This window comes from Sphingomonas immobilis (assembly GCF_030580995.1).
Taxonomy (GTDB): Bacteria; Pseudomonadota; Alphaproteobacteria; order Sphingomonadales; family Sphingomonadaceae; genus Sphingomonas; species Sphingomonas immobilis.
Window position 1 is genome coordinate 96,794 of record NZ_JAUQSZ010000014.1, and the last position, 15,324, is coordinate 112,117.

A 15,324-nucleotide genomic window follows, 5' to 3' on the forward strand; every position below is an offset into this window, starting at 1 on the left:
TTAACACGAGCCGACCGATGCGATGATGAAAGGGCGCGCGTGACACTTTACCTTCGGGCAAAGTGTCACAGCCGACAAAATGATGAAAATCTGCGGCAAAGGGGATTCACTTCACCCCCTATATGTGCTTGATTCAATCCTGTTATGTTGCACGCTCCGATCATTGGCGACGGCCGCCCGCAACTGGATATGCCCTGCTTGCTGGAGATGCTTGCGCGGTCCTCGTCTCGACCGCGCTACGCTTTCATGGTGCTCAACCTCATTGCACAGGTTTCCCGATCCGATGGCAGCGCGGGGCCGTTAGTGGCCAAGGGCGGCGGCCTCATTCCTTTGCGTGACTGGCTTTGTGATGCGCTCACCCCGATGGGGCAGCGTGACCCCCGGCGCGTTGCCCTGGAAGAGCGGATACGCAGCGATCTGGCAATGTCAGGCGCATTGCCCGCCAACGTCGATCAGGCGACGGCAATCGTCGACGACGCCATCCGTGAGCAAGTGCGGGCGTCGGGAAAAACGAATGTGAGCCGGGCAGTATCCGAACTCGTGCGCGCTGGCTTGCTCAAGCGGCACTATCAGGGCTATTGTGTCGATCATCATAATCGCGGTGCGCAGCGCCAAGCCGTATATGTTCTGGCAGGGTGCGCGCGGGGTCTCATCGGCGGCCGACAAGACCAGCCGAGAGCGGTTCCAAGGCAGGCAGAACTGGCGTTCTAATCGCCTGGGAACTGGCCAAATTTAACATAACTACTATTATCAATCTTTGATTTCCGGCCCTTGTTATTTCGGCTCTCAGCGCTTCAGGCAAGCAATGATCGCCGACACGACGGCGGCGGTTTCGGCGACGTCGCGGACCTTCACCGTATCCACGCCGATTTCCGCCGCCGGATAGTCGTTGCCGCCGGGGTAGATCGCATCGCCGAGGAAGAGCATCCCGGCCAGCGGCACGCCGCTTTCCTTGCTCAGCCGCTTCAGTCCATAACCCTTGTCGACGCCGGCGCGGGTGACATCGATCGACGTGGTGCCGCCCAGGTTGATCGAAAGGCCGGGCAGCGCCGCCCGCAGCGTCTTCTGGATCGCGGTCCGCTTGGCGCGATCGCGATCCCAGCCCTCCTTCGCTTCCAGCGGCGCATCCTGGCCGAGGCCGGAAAAGGTAATCTGGCTTCCCCGATCCTCGATCCGTTCGCCCCAAAAGCGTTCGTCGGCAAGCCCCGCTTCCGACAGCGCACGGTCGAAGGCTGCGCGGATGCTCGCCTTCTCCGCGTCATCGAACAACTCAGCATAGATCGCGCGCCACGCACCGTCGACAAAGCGGTAGAGCTTCGTGCCGGTGGTCGGCATCAGCCATAGTCGCTCGCGCGCGGCGTCGATCGGCAAGCGCGAGGCGACTTGCCGGTCGAATTGCGGCCAGTCGCCGCCCGAGATCACCGCGACATCGACCACGGCCAGCAGACGCGCGAGCGTCGCCGCCATCTCGGCCGACAAGGGGCGCTTGCTCTCCGCAAGCGTCCCGTCGAGGTCGAATACGATCAGCCATTTCACGACGCGGTGCCCTCCCCGTCGCGGTTGCGCAGATCGTTGTGGAGGGCGGTCGCGGCGATTGCCGCATGGCCCATCGCGACGCTGATCTGATCGAGCGACATGACGATATCGCCCGCCGCATAGACGCCGGCGACGCTCGCGCGCTGCTTGGTATCGACGACGATGCAGCGATCGTCGCTCAGCTCGACACCGAGCTGGCGCGCAAGCGCATTGTTGCTGTCCGACCCGAGCGCCGGATACACCGTGTCGACGTGAAGCTCGCTGCCGTCGGTCAGGTGGAGCGCGACCCGATCGCCCGAAAAGTCCATTCGGGCCAGCGGTCTCGCCGCGATCTTGATTCCGGCCGCCGCGAGCGCGGAGCGATCGTCAACACTCAGGTCAATTGTTTCATGCGCGACCAGCGTGATCCGGTCCGAGAAGGTGCGCAGGAACAGCGCCTCCGCGACGCCGTGCGTATCCGCGCCGATCACCCCGATCGCCAGCCCGGTCGCTTCGTAACCGTCGCAGACCGGGCAATAGCGCAGGGCTCCCCGCTGGAGGGCGTCGCGGTGCGTATCTGCATCGAGCGCAGGTCGGCGATTTTCGACCCCGGTTGCGATCAAGACGGCACGCGCGGAGATCGTCACGGTGGACCCTCGCGCTTCGAAACCATCCACCTTACCGTCGATGTTCTCGATGCGATCCGTCAGGATCGTCGCGCCGTAGCGTTTGGCCTGTTCGCGCATCCGCCGCAGCAGCTCTTCGCCCGCGATCCCATCCGGAAAGCCGGCATGATTATGGGAGAGCGGTATCCATTTCGCTCGGCTATGCCCTTCGTCGACCACGACCACGCGGCGGTGATATCGCGCAAGGTAGATCGCCGCCGTGAGGCCCCCGGGGCCGCCGCCGACGATCAGGGCATCGTAGCGGTCCGCCGTCATGCCGCTTGCGTCGCCGGATCGCGGTAGGCGAGCAGCCGCAGCGCATTGAACACGACCAGCAGCGTCGAGCCTTCATGCATCGCGACCGCCGGGCCGATGCCCAGGCCCAAGATCGTCGCGGGCACGAGGAACGCCACGACGCCGAGGCTGACGAACACATTCTGCCGGATAATACCGCGGGTGTGTCGGCTCAGACCCACCGCGAATGGCAGGTGCGCGAGATCGTCGGCCATCAGCGCGACGTCGGCCGTTTCCAGCGCCACGTCCGAGCCCGCAGCGCCCATCGCGATGCCGACGGTCGCCGACGCCATCGCCGGCGCATCGTTGACGCCATCGCCGACCATCGCAACCTTGTCTTCGCCGGCGAGCTTCTTGATCGAGGCAACCTTATCCTCCGGCATCAGGTCGCCCCATGCCTCGTCGAGCCCGACATCCTTGGCGATGGCGTCGGCCACCTTCTGGTGGTCGCCGGAGATCATAATCATCCGGGTGATGCCCATCTCGCGCAGCCGCTTGAGCGCAACTTTGGCCGCCTCGCGCGGCGTGTCCATCAGCCCGATCGCGCCGATGTCCTTATCGCCCTTGCGGACGACCATCGTGGTGCGCCCGCCCTCGCGCAGGGTTGCAATCGCGTCGGTCGCGGCCGCGTTCAGCGTGGGGATACCCTCCACGCCGAACATCTCGGCCTTGCCGATCCACACCGTCTCGCCATCGACGGTCGCGGTGACACCGCGACCTGTCAGGCTCTTGAGATCGTTCGCGGTCGGCAGCTCGCGCCCGCCCAAGCGCTCGCGTCCATCTTTCACGATCGCCTGTGCCAGCGGGTGATCGCTCAAGCCCTCGACTGCGACCGCGAGCGCCAACAGATCCTCTTCGCTCGCGCCGTCGACGGGGACGACATCGGTGATGCGGGGGCGCCCTTCCGTCAGCGTCCCCGTCTTGTCGAAAGCGATCGCCTTTAGCGAGCCGAGGTTTTCGAGCGGCGCGCCGCCCTTTACCAGCACGCCGCCGCGTGCGGCCCGCGCGACGCCGGACAGCACCGCGCTCGGGGTGGCGATCGCCAGGGCACAGGGGCTGGCGGCGACCAGCACCGCCATCGCGCGATAGAAGCTGTCGCGGAACGGCTCGTCGATCACAACCCACGCGAACAGCAGGATGAACGAGAGTGCCAGCACCGCCGGCACGAAGACGCGCTCGAACCGATCGGTGAACCGCTGCGTGGGCGACTTCTGCGTCTCCGCTTCGCTCACCATTTTCACGACCTTCGCGAGCGCGCTTTCGTTGGAACGCCGCGTCACCTCGATCTCGATCGCAGCGCCGCCGTTGATCGTGCCGGCGAACACCCGCGACGTCGCCTCGACCGCATCGGGCTTCGCGCGCGCCGCCTCGACATCGGCGACCGGCTCCTTGTCGACTGGGATGCTCTCGCCGGTGACGGGGGCCTGGTTGATCGCGCTCGACCCCTTGATGACGAAGCCATCGGCGGGCAGGCGTTCGTTCGGGCGCACGACCACCACGTCGCCGACCACCAGCTCCTCGACCGGAATCTCCGTCGTCTGCCCGTCACGGCGCACCGTCGCCTTGTCGGGCGCAAGTTCGGCCAGCGCCTCGATTGCGCGCTTGGCGCGCCCCATCGCGTAATGCTCGAGCGCATGGCCGAGGCTGAACAGGAACAGCAGCAGCGCGCCTTCCGCCCAGGCACCGAGCGCCGCGGCGCCGGCGGCCGCGACGAGCATCAGCGTATCGATCTCGAATTTCTTCAGCTTCAGATTGTCGATCGCCTCGCGCAGCGTGAAGAAGCCGCCGAACACATAGGCGCCGACATAGAAGGCGGTCGGCAGCCAGTCGGGCGTACCCGCCACCAGCTTCTCGATCGCGAAGCCGATCGCCAGCAGCGTGCCGCAGGCAAGCGCAAAGATCAGCTCGGTATTGGGGCCGAGGAAATTGGCGTGGGCGTGATCGTGACCATCATCCGGTCCGTGCTTTTCCGCGCCCTCCGCATGGCCACCAGACCCGTGATCGTGCCCGGCATGGCCGTCGGCGCCGTGATCGTGTCCAGCATGATCGGAGCCCGTCCGCTTGCCCGGCTTGACCTTGAGCTTGCCCAGCGCCGCGACGATCGCGGCCTCATCGACGCGCTCCTTGTCATATTCGACCCGGACGCTGCCCGAGGCGCTGGCGTCGGCCTGCAGCACGCCGGGCACTTGGCACAGGGTTTCGCCGACGGTGCGGGCGCGGCGTTCGTGCCCGATCCCCTCGACCTGCCATGTCGCATGGCCGTATCGCCCGCTGATCTCGGCGCCCGCCGCCCGCACCATCTCGCGCACACGCGGCAGCGGCAGGGCCGCCCCGTCGAAATGGATGCACAGCTTTGCCGGTGTGTCGCCATCGGCGGGCAGGACGTGCGCGCGCTCGACGCCGGGTTTGGCGCTCAACGTCGAGACGAGGCGCCCTACACAGGCATCGGCCACGTCGGGAACCTCGGGCAGAAGGACGGGAATATCGAGTTCGAGTTTTTCGGTCATCACGCCGTCTCCGCGTTGGTCTTGGTTTCTGCCCGCGCATCGCGCAGGATTTCGATGCCGCCCTTGATCGCGATCAGAGCGGTAGCCAAGCCGACCAATAGATCGGGCCAATTCGTTCCCAGCCACAGCACCAACGCCCCCGCGATCAGTATGCCGCCGTTGGAGATGAAATCGTTGAAGCTGAAAGTGGTCGCCGCGCGCAGATTAACATCGGGCTGCTTGAGCCGTTGCAGCAGACGCAAACAGATATAGTTCACGACACCGGCAATCGCCGACATCACCATCATTGTCGGCCCGATCGGTTCACTGCCCTGGATATAGCGACGGCCGACGTCGAGCAGGATGCCGCCCGCAAAGATGAGTAGCACCACGCCCGACACGGTTGCAGCCCGTGTCTTCCATGTGCGCCCGTGGCTCAGCGCGACGAGGCTCAGCCCATAGACGGCCGTGTCGGAGAGGTTATCGACGCCATTGGCGATGAGCGCGCTGGAATCGCCAGTCAGGCCGGTCACGAAGAAGCCGGCGGCGATCGCCGCGTTGAGCAACAGCACGATCCAAAGCGTGCGCCTCTCGGCCGAGACCTTTGCGTCCGGTGTAGCCGTCATGCCATGATTTCCTCGATCAGCAGGAGGACGAGGAAGCCGACGAAGAACATCGCGCTGATAAGCGGCGAGTCCGGCTTCTCGTGCGCTTCGACCAGCAACTCTTCGGTGACGAGATAGAGCAGCGCCATAAGGCCGAAGCTCAGGAAGCCGGTGATCCATATCGGCGTCAGCAACGCCACCGGCTGCGCGATCAGCGCACCGATAGGCACAAGCACCGCCAGCGCGCAAGTCAGGCCGATCGCCTTTGCCTTGCGATACCGCCCCACCAGATCGTTGGTGAGGGTCAGGGCCAGGAACAGCACTTCGAGGGTCAGTGCGACGGCCAACAGCGTGCCCGCCTTCTCGCCGGCGATGAAGGCGAGACCGAGAACAAGGCCATCTATCGCCAGATCGAGCCCGATCGCGGCGAGCAGCGCGACAGGCCCCTCAAACCGGCTTTCGGCCGCCTTCAGGCCGAGCATCACGGCGACGCCCAGCGCTCCGCCGATCAACGTCGCGGTCGGAGAACCGCCGTGCATCACCAGCGGCAGGATCTCCGTCGCAGCAGCGGCGAACACCACGCCGGCCGCGAGATGCTGCATGGCCGCCACCAGCTTCTCGCCGGGAGTGCGCCATCCGGCGATCAGCGCGCCGATCATGATCGCGATCATCGGGATCAGGGAGAATTTGAGCGCCGCCATCGTCAGCGCCCCTCTGTGCCGGGTGGGTTGGTCACAAGCTCGTATCCTTCCTGCACAAGACGGGGGGCTTGTCCCCTTCCTCGATCTTGAGTTCGTTGCCCGAGAACATCGCGCTCATCGTGTCGCCGACATATTGAAGCCCGGCCGCAGGCGCGGTCAGGACAACCGGCGCAGCGTCCCCGTCGCGGCGCAGCTCGAGCGTCAGGCCCTCATTCTTGAAGTCGACGAGGAGCGGGCGATCGTCGTCGCACCGATAGGGGTGGCGACCGGGGATGCCGCTGGCATCCCCGCTGTCCCCGGCGTGGATTTCCTGTTCGGTCGGCGGCGCCTTGCGAGGTTGTTCGGAACAGCCCGATAGCGCCAGCGCAACGCTCATGCTGGCGATCCCAATCCGCATTGGCGTCATCAATGCCTCCGGGAAAATCCTGATGCTCATCCAAGCCATTGCGCAGCTCCGACGACGACGGCGATCATGACCATGATGCCCAAGAGCAGCAGCTTTTCCTGTCGCGGATCGCCGACGTTGCGGATGCGCACGGCGATCTGCCAGGCAGGGCGCATCCGGACGCGCCAAGACCCGGCAGCGATCCGGTCCAATTCGGTATCCGAAAGCTGGAAAAACGACTTCACGTCGCCCCGAGAGCGTCCCGTGAGACCCGTCACCCGAAAAACCGGGTCGGCAAACGCCAAGTCAATGGCACTTGGTTTCCCTGCCATCGGTGCGTCGTCGTCGCCCGATGCCCATGACGGACTTAGAAGAGTGATAAGCTGATTTGGGTCTCGTTCGAGCAGAGAAGCCCAGCGTACCAAGCGCGAACGACGGTCGTCGTTCGAAAGCGCAGTCATGGGCCTTGAATGTCCACCGCTTTTTGGCCGGCGCCATTTCACCAGCGAACTTGAGAGACGATTGCGCTTCATTGCCGGTCAGCCGGCTCGAGGTGATTTTGGGAGGCGCGCTTCAGCGGATGGGAAAAGCGCAATGTCAGAAAGGTCGTCAGACTGAGAACCACCGCGATGTCATAGAGACCGTAGCCGACAGCGGCGCCCAGTGCGCCGGTCGACCACAGGCTTGCAGCGGTCGCGGTCCCCGACGCTTTCCCGCGATACTTCAATATGGCGCCGCCGCCGATGAAGCCGACGCCGGTGATCAATCCTTCGAGCAGGCGTGCTTGGGCAGGAGACGTGCGTCCGAGAATGGCGATGCCGACGAGCACGAACCCGCAACTGGCAATGGCGACCAGCGGGAAAGTGCGAATGCCAGCGCTGCGTTCGTCTTTCTCCCGGTCCCAGCCAACCGGAAGCGCAAGCGCATAGGCCAGCGCAAGACTGACGACATGGGAAAGAGTCTCTCCCCAATATGGCAGCGTCATCATGCGGCCGAGCCTTTGCCTTGGCCGCCTGCCACACTGTCCGCTGCATCTTGATAAGCGAGCACCCTTTTGCAGGCCAGCGCGCGCGCACCGGGGCGCTTGAGTGTGATCTGGTCGCCGCCTGAGATCGACACGTTGAGGTTCCGACCGACATAGGTCCGCCCGCTTGCCGGCGATGTTACGCGTTCCGGAGCGGCGTTCGGTCGGGTCTTTATGTCGAGGGTCAGGCCATCGCCGAGGAAGTCGACATCGAGGCGTGAACCATCAGGACAGGCATAGAAATGCTCGCCGATGAAGTTGGGCAGCTCGCGATCACGCGACGCTTCAGCCTCGCTCTTGTTAGTGGCTGGCGAGCAGCCGAGCAGGCCCGGCGCCAGAGCAAGCCCGGTTGCGAGTATGATCCCCCGAACCGGGCCGTTCCCAAGGCGCCGAGCCGCTATTTCCCCGACTTTCCATAATCTGTCGCCATGGGCGCTACAGGGGGCACGCCCATGGCGCGGGCCGTTCTCACACGGACACCCGAAGGACTCGTTGTGTGGCGGCCGATCCATAGCAGTCAGTCGAACAATTCGCTCAGGAAGCCCTTGCGGCGACCCTTATGCCCCCGCTCGTAGCCGTGCTTTCCGCCATGATCGCCATGGCCGCGATCATCGGATGTTCCGAGGCGAACGCCGCTCAACGGCCGCGCGCTGTCATCGCCGGCGCTGCGCTCGATAATCTTGTCGAGTTCGCCGCGATCGAGCCAGACGCCACGACACTGCGGGCAATAGTCGATCTCAATGCCCTGCCGCTCGCTCATGACGAGATCGACGCGGCAAGTCGGGCATAGCAGCCCTGCGGAGGGACGGTTGTCTACCATGATGGATTCCCTTCTTTAGAATGCTGGCCCGTTAGTCGTTCGCGGCACCGCGAGGCGGCGGTGGTTTGATGGGGCGCCGATGATGCCGCATGGACCGCCCTGGCAGTCGCGATTGCCGGCGCAGGAGGGCGAGAAACGCCGCATCCTGCAGCCGCATTGTTCGCCGCAGACCCTTGCGCATTATGCGGCCGGCCAGGCCGCCGATGATGCCACGACATTCGACCGAATGGTGAATGCAGACACCGTTCGCGATCGGTTCGATCTCGTAGCGTTCGTCGAAGGTGAGGAAGCCCTTCACGCCCATCTGCCAACCGATGAGCTGGGGCTTGGTCAGGCGGTTGATGATCATTTGCGTCGTCATCTTGCGGTCGCCTTTGAAGAGCAGCCAGGTGACGTCCATTTCGGCACCGCGTTCGGCATCGCCCGCAATACGATAGATCGGATGCCATCGTGCGTAGCCTCTCAGATCGGAGATCAGCGACCAAACCCGCAGCGCGGACATATTGAACTCGAAACTTGTCTCTTCCTTCATGGCTGCCTGTCCTGTCCGGCCAAGGCGCGGCGAAACCGGAGGCCGCGCAGAGGCGGCCGCCTCCCCGATTGGGCGGGGGATTGATGGGAGCTGGTGGGGCGTCGAGGGCTTGCATGGCGCAAGCCCTCTCGCTTGCCGGACCGCGGTTCATAGTCTTAGGCTTCCAGCGTCTTGCTGGCCTTGCCACCAATGACCTCGACCGCCTCAAGGGTCATCAGCCCGATGTCGGGTACATCGCTCAAGGCAGACACGAACGCGCGCAAAGCGTCCTCGAAATCGACGATTTCGATCACCACTGCCCGATCACTCTCAAGCACATGGCGTCGGTGGACGTGCGCCGATGCCCCGAAGCCTATCAGCGCCTCCAGCACCGTCAGGCCAGCCATCTTTCGATCGCGCGCCAGCGAGGCCACATATTCGAAGACCTTGCGATCGCCGATATAGGCCGCCTCGTCCGTATAGATGCGCAGCAGTTTCCGGACAGGTTCTACCATCATGCTTCTCCTTTCAGGTGGGCGGGTTCCTCGCCATGCGGCGTGCTCGCCTCTTGCTCATTTTGACGATCGGTCCGCCCGAGGATCACTTTCGCGATCGCCGGCAGCACCAGCAGTGTCAGGATGGTGGCCGCGACGAGACCACCGATCACGGTGACGGCCAGCGGCTTCTGCACCTCAGCACCAGTGCCGTGGGCGAGCGCCATCGGCACGAAGCCGATCGCGGGCACGAACCCGGTCATGATGACCGCCCGCATCTTCTCGGCCATGCCGTGGCGGATCGCCTCCGCCACCGGCAATCCAGCTTCGATGCGCTCCCGGATCGCGGACATCACAACAAGGCCGTTCAGCACCGCCACGCCGGCAAGACAGATGAACCCGACCGCCGCCGACACCGAAAAGTTGATGCCGGTCAGCAGCAGGGTAAACACGCCGCCCGCCAGACCAAGTGGCACCGCCAAAAACACCGATGCTGCCCTGCCGAAGCCGCCGAGTGCCATGTAGAGCAACCCGAAGATTACCAGGAAGCACAGCGGCACCACGATCGATAGCCGCTTCGATGCCGCTGCCAAATTCTCGAACTGACCGCCCCATTCGAGGTAGTAACCGGCAGGCAACTTGACCTGTGCGATCTTTGCCTGCGCTTCCTGGACGAATGAACCCGCATCGCGGCCGCCCAGATTGACCTGGACGACCACACGACGCTTGCCGTTCTCCCGGCTGATCTGGTTCAGACCTTCCGTCAGCCGGATTTGCGCCACTTGCGCAAGCGGCACCTGGGCACGCGGCCGTCCCTCGACTTCCGGCAGCAGCACCGGCAGCGTCCGGATTTCGTCAAGGTTCGCGCGCGTGGCCTCAGGCACGCGCACGGTGACATCGAACCGCCGATCGCCCTCATAGACGAGCCCCGATTCACGGCCGCCGAGCCCTGCCGCAACCGTGTCCGCGACGTCGCGCACCGTAAGACCCAACCGCGCTATCGCCGCGCGGTCGAGCCTTACATCAAGCGCCGGCGCACCACCGACCTGCTCGGCCTTGACGCTCGCCGCACCGGGTACGGTCTGAAGCACCCGCACCATCTCGTTGGCGGTCAGCGCCATCTTGTCGAGATCGTCGCCGTAGAGCTTGATCGCGACATCGCCGCGGACACCGGCGATTAGTTCGTTGAAGCGGAGCTGGATCGGCTGACTGACCTCGTAGAGATTTCCGAGGAGCCCTTTGGTAGCTTTCTCAATCTTCGCGACCACGTCGGCTTTAGTCGTACCCTCGGCCCACTCTTCCTTCTCCTTCAGAATGACGAAGCCGTCGGATACGTTCGGCGGCATCGGGTCGCTGGCTACTTCCGCCGTGCCGGTCTTGGAAAACATCAAGGCGACTTCCGGAATCTTTATCACCGCCTCTTCGACCTTGCGTTCCATTGCCAGCGACTGATCGAGGCTGACCGAGGGCACGCGAGTCGATGCGAAGGCGAGATTCTTCTCGTCGAGCTGCGGAATGAACTCCGATCCCAGCAAGCCAAATGCGGGAATTGCCGCCAAAAAGAAGGCTAACCCCCCCAGGATGAACGGCCACGGGCGTGCGATCGCCTTGTCCAGCAAAGGCAGGTAGCGGTCCTTGGACTTCCGGATCAACCACACGTCCTTTTCCGCGACTTTTCCGCGAATCATGATCGCCACCAGCGCCGGCACCAGCGTGATCGCCAGAACGAAAGCCGCCACCAGCGCGAGCATGATGGTGATCGCCATCGGCGAGAACGTCTTGCCCTCGGTGCCCGTGAACGTCAGGAGCGGGGCGAAGGCGAGGAGGATGATCGCCTGACCATATACGGTCGGCTTGATCATCTCCTGCGCGGCCCGCATCGTCTCCTCGAGCCGTTCTCGCAGAGAAAGCAGCCGGCCTTCATGTTCCTGTCGATGCGCCAATCTGGCGAGGCAGTTTTCGATGATGATGACCGCGCCGTCGACGATCAAACCGAAGTCGAGCGCGCCCAGGCTCATCAGGTTTCCGGGGACTTTGAAGGCGTTCATCCCCATCGCCATCATCAGAAACGAGAACGGAATCACCAGTGTCGCGATAATCGCCGCGCGCCAATTGCCGAGCAGCAGAAACAACGACGCCGCAACGAGGATTGCGCCTTCGGTGAGGTTGCGCTGCACCGTAGCCACCGTGGCCCCAACCAACGCCGCGCGGTTCAGCACAACCTTCACCTCGATACCCGGCGGCAGCGTCTTTGCTACCTGATCGAGCTTGGCAGTTGCCGACTCAGCTACGACGCGGCTGTTCTGGCCGATCAACATCAGCACAGTGCCAATGACCGCCTCCCGGCCGTTCATGCTGCCGGCACCCGTCCGCAAATCGCCACCAACGCGAACATTCGCGATCTGGCCGATGGTAATTGGCGTTCCGCCTCGTGTCGCCGCGACCGCGTTGCGGATTTCATCAACGGTTCGCACGCGTGAGTCGACGCGCACGAGATAGGCTTCGCCGCCGCGGTTATAGTAATTCGCACCGACCGCAAGATTGGCGTTTTCGAGAGCCTGGCCGAGCTCGCTGTACGAGACACCGAAACTGGCGAGCTTGGTCGGATCCGGCTCGACCACGAAGGTCTTGGCATAGCCGCCAATCGAATCGACCCCCGCAATGCCTTTAACCGACCGCAGTTGAGGGCCGATAATCCAATCCTGAACGGTGCGCAGGTAGCTCGCTTTGGCCACCCCATCGGTCAGCCGCTCGCCTTCGGGTGTCAGATAGCTGCCGTCAGGCTGCCAGCCGGGTTGGCCAGCAACTTTTTTGGCGCCCTTCCCGTCCGGGTTGGCATAATCAACGGTGTACATGACGATTTCGCCTAGGCCGGTCGACACCGGTCCAACCTGCGGCTGCACGCCGTCGGGCAGGTTTTCTGTCGCTTGGCGCAGCCGTTCACCTACCTGCTGACGCGCAAAATAGAGATCGGTATCGTCAGTGAAGATCGCGCTGACCTGGCTGAAGCCGTTACGCGAGATAGAGCGCGTCGTTTCCAGGCCGGGGATGCCGGCGAGCGCGATTTCGACCGGATAGGTTACGAGTTTCTCGATCTCGACCGGCGAGAGCCGCGGGTCGACCGTATTGATCTGAACCTGTTTGGTGGTGATGTCGGGCACCGCGTCGATCGGCAGCTTGGAGAGCTGCCACACGCCAAGACCGGCGATGACGAGGAACAAGGCTAGGACCGTCCAGCGAGCGCGGACGGAAAGCGCCATAAGGTTGGCTATCATGGCTTATTCTTCCTCGCCCGCGCCCTTGCCGAGTTCGGCCTTGAGCAGGAATGCGTTCTTGGTTGCGACCTGGCTGCCGCCAACGAGACCCTTCAGGATCTCGACGCGACCGCTGCTACGCTGCCCGATCGTGACATTCTGAGCGCGGAAGCCCTGCGCGGTCCGCACGAACACGATGTCGCGCCCCTCGAGCGTCTGGACCGCATCCTCCGGCACCACGATCGCATTGGACGTGCCACCACGGCTCGGCAGCAATCGCACCCGCACCGCGAGACCCGGCTGAAGCGTGCCGGGCACATCGAGGACGGCGGTCGCTGAGCGCGTGTCGTTGGCAAGTCCTGGCGTGACGGCACGCACCTTTGCCTCGACTGTCCGCCCGTCAGGCAGCTCGATGATCGCTCGGTCACCTGGCGAGAGCCGTTGCGCGTCAGTGGGTCCGACGGAAGCCTCTATCTGAATCTTCGACGCATCCGCGACGCGCATCAGCTCGGTCTCGGGCTGGACGAACGCGCCTAGGCTGACATTCTCCGAGGTGACACGGCCTGAAATCGGGCTCGACACCAGCACACCGCGACCGTCCGATGTCACCCGTGCGGCCCCTGCAGCCACACTGGCGCGGCGCGCTTCTGCGGCGGCCGATGCGGCTTCCGCCTCGGCCTGTTCCAGCTCGACCCGCGCCGAGACCTTTTGGCGGAACAGATATTGCTCACGGGCGAGTGCCTTTTGCGCGAGCGTCAACTTGGCAGCCGCAGCGGTGCGATCGGCGGCAAACTGCGCCGCGTCCCGGCTTTCGACGACAGCAAGCGTTTCGCCGGCGCGCACGGGATCACCGAGCCGCTTCAACAGCCGTGTGACCGCGCCGGCGGCGCGGGCGGTCACGATCGCTTCGCCCTGTGGTGACGCGCTGACCGTAGCCTGCGCGACGATCTCCGCGCCGAGTCCACCCGGGTTGATCGTCTCGGTGGCAATACCGGCTTGCTGGACCACCTGCGCGGTCATCGCCACCGTATCAGGGGCCTTTTCCACCTCCGCAGGCGCAGCGGCATTGCCGCTTGCCGCTTCCGTCGCGGCGGGTTCATTCCCAGTCCAGCGTGCGATCCCGTAACCACCAAGTGCGGCGACAATCGCGACGGCGGCGCCGCCGCCTAGCAGGCGCTTATCCATCATCATCGATCATCTCCGGAAATCGTGGGGGCCGGCGTCGTGAGCCGGTCGAGCCGAGCCTGCGCGTCGTGATACGCAGCGAGTGCATCGACGTAGGTCTGGCGGGTTTGCGAAAGGGTGCGCTCGGCATCGAGAAGCGCGATCTGGTCAAACTTGCCCTGACTCCAACCGATCCGGGCGATGCGGGCGGCTTCCTGGGCCGCAGCGAGGCCAGGACCACCTGCCGCCCGCGCCGTCGCGGCAGCATTCGCCACCTCGGTCTGCGCACTGGCAATCTGTTGACGCGTATCGACCACCGCGAGGTTGCGCAGCGCGATGGCCTGCGTCTGTTCGGACCGCGATTGCGCCACAAAGGCGCTCCCGTTGTTGAAAAACGGGATCGGAATCGAGATACCGACCACAGCCGCTGTATCGTTAGTCGCCTCCAACCGGCGAGCGAAGGTGCTGACGGTCAGATCGGGCACCCGCAGCGATCTCGCAACCCGGACCTGCGCATCTGCGGTACGAACGTCGGCTTCCGCAGCAGCCAGCGCCAACGTGCCTTCGACGTCGATGGGTCGGGGCGGTCCGTAGCCATCGATTCGCTCGAACCATGCGCGATCAAGCGGTCCCGTCACCTGCACAGCAAGCAATGTCTCAAGATTGGCACGCGCCGCCTGTGCCTGACGGGCGGCACTGTCGGCCGCGACTTGCGCATTGATGCGCAGCACGTCTGCCCGTTGTTGCTCGATCGGGCCGACGTCGCCGGCCTTGACGCGCTCGCTAGAGACGCGGAACGCGTTGTTGGCGATCCCAGCCTGCTCGCTCAGCACCTCTGCCCGACGCTCGGCAGCAGCGGCTTCGATATAAAGCTGCGTAATCCGCAGGCGGAGATCCGCTCTCGCGATTTCAGCCTGGACCTGCGCGCGAGTTAGGCGAGCGGTTGCAAGCGCGACACGCGCCGGCCGCTTGCCACCCAGCTCTAGCGGGAGCGCAACACCGACCGTCGTTTCGGAACTCCGCAGCCCCTTGTAGACGCCGGTGCCAGCGACGTTCTCGACCTGAGCCTGAAGCTCGGGGTTGGGGCGCAGGCCGGCAACTCGCCGTGCCGCTGTCGCGGCGCCGACGCCGGCAGTCGCCGCCGCGACCGATGGAAGCGGGGCTGGATTATTACCCTCAGGTCCCGATGCCGCGCCATTACGGGCGGCGGCCGACGGGGCTGATGGCATCCCGCCCGCAGCAAGCGCATTCTCAAGCGAGAACGCGTCTGCCGCTTGTGACGAAGGGTTCGCCGCCGGAATGCCGGGCGGCAATGCTGTCTGCGCCCCGGCCGTACTGGCCAAGGTCGCCGCGACCATAACGGCCGCGATTGTACGATACATAGATGATGACTCCTGACGAACCGG

15 protein-coding genes are annotated in these 15,324 nt (G+C 64.4%); 1 reads left to right on the top strand and 14 read right to left on the bottom strand.

Annotated features, from left to right (window positions below; all coding sequences use genetic code 11):
- Window positions 1–144: 144 nt before the first annotated feature.
- Entirely contained in the window at window positions 145–711 is a 567-nt protein-coding gene (locus tag Q5H94_RS18100; protein ID WP_179563587.1) for a hypothetical protein, read from the top strand.
- A gap of 75 nt (window positions 712–786) precedes the next feature.
- On the opposite strand, the gene Q5H94_RS18105 is transcribed toward Q5H94_RS18100, so the two are convergent.
- The 14 genes from Q5H94_RS18105 to Q5H94_RS18170 all read right to left on the bottom strand — a co-directional run bounded on the left by Q5H94_RS18105 (window position 787) and on the right by Q5H94_RS18170 (window position 15,300).
- On the bottom strand, window positions 787–1,536 hold the full coding sequence (locus Q5H94_RS18105; RefSeq protein ID WP_179563590.1) for an HAD-IIB family hydrolase: 750 nt from the start codon (window positions 1,534–1,536) through the stop codon (window positions 787–789).
- Entirely contained in the window at window positions 1,533–2,456 is a 924-nt protein-coding gene (locus Q5H94_RS18110; RefSeq protein ID WP_179563591.1) for an NAD(P)/FAD-dependent oxidoreductase, read from the bottom strand. Before Q5H94_RS18110 ends, Q5H94_RS18105 begins: the two co-directional genes overlap by 4 nt.
- Window positions 2,453–4,981, bottom strand: a complete 2,529-nt coding sequence (locus Q5H94_RS18115) for a heavy metal translocating P-type ATPase (RefSeq protein WP_304562673.1) — start codon at window positions 4,979–4,981, stop codon at window positions 2,453–2,455. The genes Q5H94_RS18110 and Q5H94_RS18115 overlap by 4 nt, the downstream gene beginning before the upstream one ends.
- Window positions 4,981–5,586, bottom strand: a complete 606-nt coding sequence (locus tag Q5H94_RS18120; RefSeq protein ID WP_179563593.1) for a cation diffusion facilitator family transporter — start codon at window positions 5,584–5,586, stop codon at window positions 4,981–4,983. Before Q5H94_RS18120 ends, Q5H94_RS18115 begins: the two co-directional genes overlap by 1 nt.
- Entirely contained in the window at window positions 5,583–6,266 is a 684-nt protein-coding gene (locus Q5H94_RS18125; protein WP_179563594.1) for a ZIP family metal transporter, read from the bottom strand. Before Q5H94_RS18125 ends, Q5H94_RS18120 begins: the two co-directional genes overlap by 4 nt.
- Before the next feature lie 31 nt (window positions 6,267–6,297).
- Window positions 6,298–6,642 carry an MliC family protein gene (locus Q5H94_RS18130; protein WP_261937551.1) on the bottom strand — a complete coding sequence of 115 codons (345 nt, stop codon included), beginning with the start codon at window positions 6,640–6,642 and terminating at the stop codon, window positions 6,298–6,300.
- Window positions 6,643–6,698: 56 nt separating this feature from the next.
- Entirely contained in the window at window positions 6,699–7,112 is a 414-nt protein-coding gene (locus Q5H94_RS18135) for a hypothetical protein (protein WP_179563596.1), read from the bottom strand.
- Window positions 7,113–7,180: 68 nt separating this feature from the next.
- The gene (locus Q5H94_RS18140; protein ID WP_179563636.1) at window positions 7,181–7,636 is read right to left on the bottom strand and encodes an MgtC/SapB family protein; all 456 of its coding nucleotides are present in this window, start codon (window positions 7,634–7,636) and stop codon (window positions 7,181–7,183) included.
- Between the two features lie 556 nt (window positions 7,637–8,192).
- Window positions 8,193–8,435 carry a TFIIB-type zinc ribbon-containing protein gene (locus Q5H94_RS18145; protein ID WP_431312192.1) on the bottom strand — a complete coding sequence of 81 codons (243 nt, stop codon included), beginning with the start codon at window positions 8,433–8,435 and terminating at the stop codon, window positions 8,193–8,195.
- Window positions 8,436–8,526: 91 nt separating this feature from the next.
- The gene (locus tag Q5H94_RS18150) at window positions 8,527–9,027 is read right to left on the bottom strand and encodes an SRPBCC family protein (protein WP_179563598.1); all 501 of its coding nucleotides are present in this window, start codon (window positions 9,025–9,027) and stop codon (window positions 8,527–8,529) included.
- 155 nt (window positions 9,028–9,182) lie between these two features.
- The gene (locus Q5H94_RS18155; RefSeq protein WP_179563637.1) at window positions 9,183–9,521 is read right to left on the bottom strand and encodes a DUF190 domain-containing protein; all 339 of its coding nucleotides are present in this window, start codon (window positions 9,519–9,521) and stop codon (window positions 9,183–9,185) included.
- Window positions 9,521–12,775 (bottom strand): efflux RND transporter permease subunit, encoded by a 3,255-nt coding sequence (locus Q5H94_RS18160; protein ID WP_179563599.1) that lies wholly within the window; start codon window positions 12,773–12,775, stop codon window positions 9,521–9,523. Before Q5H94_RS18160 ends, Q5H94_RS18155 begins: the two co-directional genes overlap by 1 nt.
- Before the next feature lie 3 nt (window positions 12,776–12,778).
- Window positions 12,779–13,942: an efflux RND transporter periplasmic adaptor subunit gene (locus tag Q5H94_RS18165; RefSeq protein WP_304562683.1), complete on the bottom strand. Its 1,164-nt coding sequence runs from the start codon at window positions 13,940–13,942 to the stop codon at window positions 12,779–12,781.
- Window positions 13,942–15,300 carry a TolC family protein gene (locus Q5H94_RS18170; RefSeq protein WP_179563600.1) on the bottom strand — a complete coding sequence of 453 codons (1,359 nt, stop codon included), beginning with the start codon at window positions 15,298–15,300 and terminating at the stop codon, window positions 13,942–13,944. Before Q5H94_RS18170 ends, Q5H94_RS18165 begins: the two co-directional genes overlap by 1 nt.
- Between the last annotated feature and the right edge of the window lie 24 nt (window positions 15,301–15,324).